Here is a 1,771-nt window from a genome sequence, read left to right as displayed (position 1 = left end):
CGCGCGACCGGCCGCGACGCGATCGTCGCGGAGTGGATGGCCGAGCGCGACGCGTTCGTCGGGGAGCGGTTCGACGCGCGGTACCACCCGGTGGTCCTCGACGGCGACACGGCCGTCACGCACGGGCGCACCGTCTTCCTCGCGGACGAGGGCGACGAGGTCGTGACGGCGTACGACAACATCTGGTTCCTCCGATTCGACGCCGACGGGCGCTGCTCCGAGTTCCACGAGTGGTACGCGGGCCGACCGGAGGACGAGCCGGATCGGGCGATCCCGCAGCACTGAGCCGAGCGCCCTAGCGGCCTCCGGCGAGACGAGCCGAGATCGCGCCGTGCGGGCGGGGTCCTGCGGCATCCCCGGTCCGCGTGTGCGTCTCGACGACCTCGAAGCCCGCCGCGACCAGCTCGCCGGCGAGCAGGTCCGCCGGCCACCGGTAGGCGGTGACCACCGCGTGGTCGAACGCCTCGAGACGGGCGCCGACGAAGAAGCCCACGAGGAGCCGGCCGTCCGGACGGAGGACGCGGGCGATCTCGTCGAGGGCCCGTCGGATGGTCGACGGCTCGTGGTGGATCAGGGAGTACCAGGCCAGGACTCCCCCGTAGGCGCCGTCCGCGTCGGGCAGGGCGTCGATGCTGCCCGTCGCGAAGGGCACCGCCGGGTAGGCGGCGCGCGCGTGGTCGACGAAGGCGGCCACCTGGTCGATGCCCCGGACGTCGCTCCCCCGCCGGGCGAGGTGGTCCGTCCAGTGACCGGGACCGCAGCCGGCGTCGAGCACGGGACCCGTGACGCCCGCCGCCCACGTCGTCACCAGCTCGACGTCGGAGGGATGCACCGCCGCCATCGACCCCAGCAGCTCCGCGTACTCCGCGGTCCGGGCCGCGTACGAGCCGGCCACGTCGGCTGACCGGCGAGGTGCCGGGGAGGCGTCGTCCAGGCCGAAGTGCCGCAGGACGCGCCGGGCCACCTCCGCCGAGGTGCTGTCGTCCGCGTCGATGACCGCCTCGTCGAGATCCGCCCGCGCCTGCCGGTCCGCGAGCTCCGCGTGCCGTTCCCGGTGCCACGCCAGGTCCTCCGCACGGTCCGGGTCGTAGCGTCGCCGCAGCCGCGCCTCGAGGGTCCGGGGCGCGGCCACGAGGCGGACCGACCGGATCGGCATCCCGACGGCGCGCGCGTAGCGGGCGGCGTCGGATGCGCTCGCGATGACGCCGCTGAGGACCAGCTGCCGCGGGCCGACCGAGCGGTAGGCCGCCCAGACGGCGGCGATGGCCCGCGCCTCGACGAGGGTGTTGTCCGGGTCGTCGTCGGCGACCGGCCACGACCGGTGGAACCAGTCGACGTCCATGAGGCTGAAGGGGCGCCCGCGGGCGGCGAGGAGGTTCCCGACGTGGTCGAGCACGGACGTCTTGCCGACGCCGTACGAGCCGTTCAGGAAGATCGCGTACTCCGGGTGCTCGGCCACCCTCCGACCCTAGGCCGCGACGCGCAGCCGGTCGCTGTCGCGGCGTCCGGGCGTCCGGGCGTCGCGGCGGCGGGCGTCAGCCGGGGAGCGCCCCCGCCAGCTGGGCGCGGAGCGCATCCGGGTCGGTGACGGGGAGGCGGCAGACGAACGCGGCGCAGAGGTACGCGGTGGGGCCGTCGGCGGCCGTCCGGTCGGCGAGCAGGTCGAAGCCGGCCTCCGCCCACGCACGCGCGCCGGAGTCCGTCACGACCAACGCCACGTCCGGCGGGCGGATGCGGCCGTGCGCGACCGCGGCGAGCGGGTCGTCGCCGG

1 protein-coding gene and 2 pseudogenes are annotated in these 1,771 nt (G+C 75.9%); 1 reads left to right on the top strand and 2 read right to left on the bottom strand.

Features of this window, described 5'->3' with window-relative positions; genetic code table 11:
• Window positions 1-285 (top strand): annotated as a pseudogene (locus tag Q6969_RS15400) (hypothetical protein); the annotation flags it as partial.
• Between the two features lie 10 nt (window positions 286-295).
• Here Q6969_RS15400 and Q6969_RS15395 read toward each other — a convergent pair.
• On the bottom strand, window positions 296-1,459 hold the full coding sequence (locus Q6969_RS15395) for a class I SAM-dependent methyltransferase (RefSeq protein WP_317231227.1): 1,164 nt from the start codon (window positions 1,457-1,459) through the stop codon (window positions 296-298).
• Between the two features lie 76 nt (window positions 1,460-1,535).
• A pseudogene (locus Q6969_RS15390) lies at window positions 1,536-1,771 on the bottom strand (thioredoxin domain-containing protein); the annotation flags it as partial.

The sequence above is a fragment of the Clavibacter sp. MX14-G9D genome (assembly GCF_032917815.1).
Lineage (GTDB): Bacteria > Actinomycetota > Actinomycetes > Actinomycetales > Microbacteriaceae > Clavibacter > Clavibacter michiganensis_K.
The sequence above is the reverse complement of the archived record's forward strand: the minus strand, read 5'-3'. Positions and strand labels throughout refer to the sequence as shown.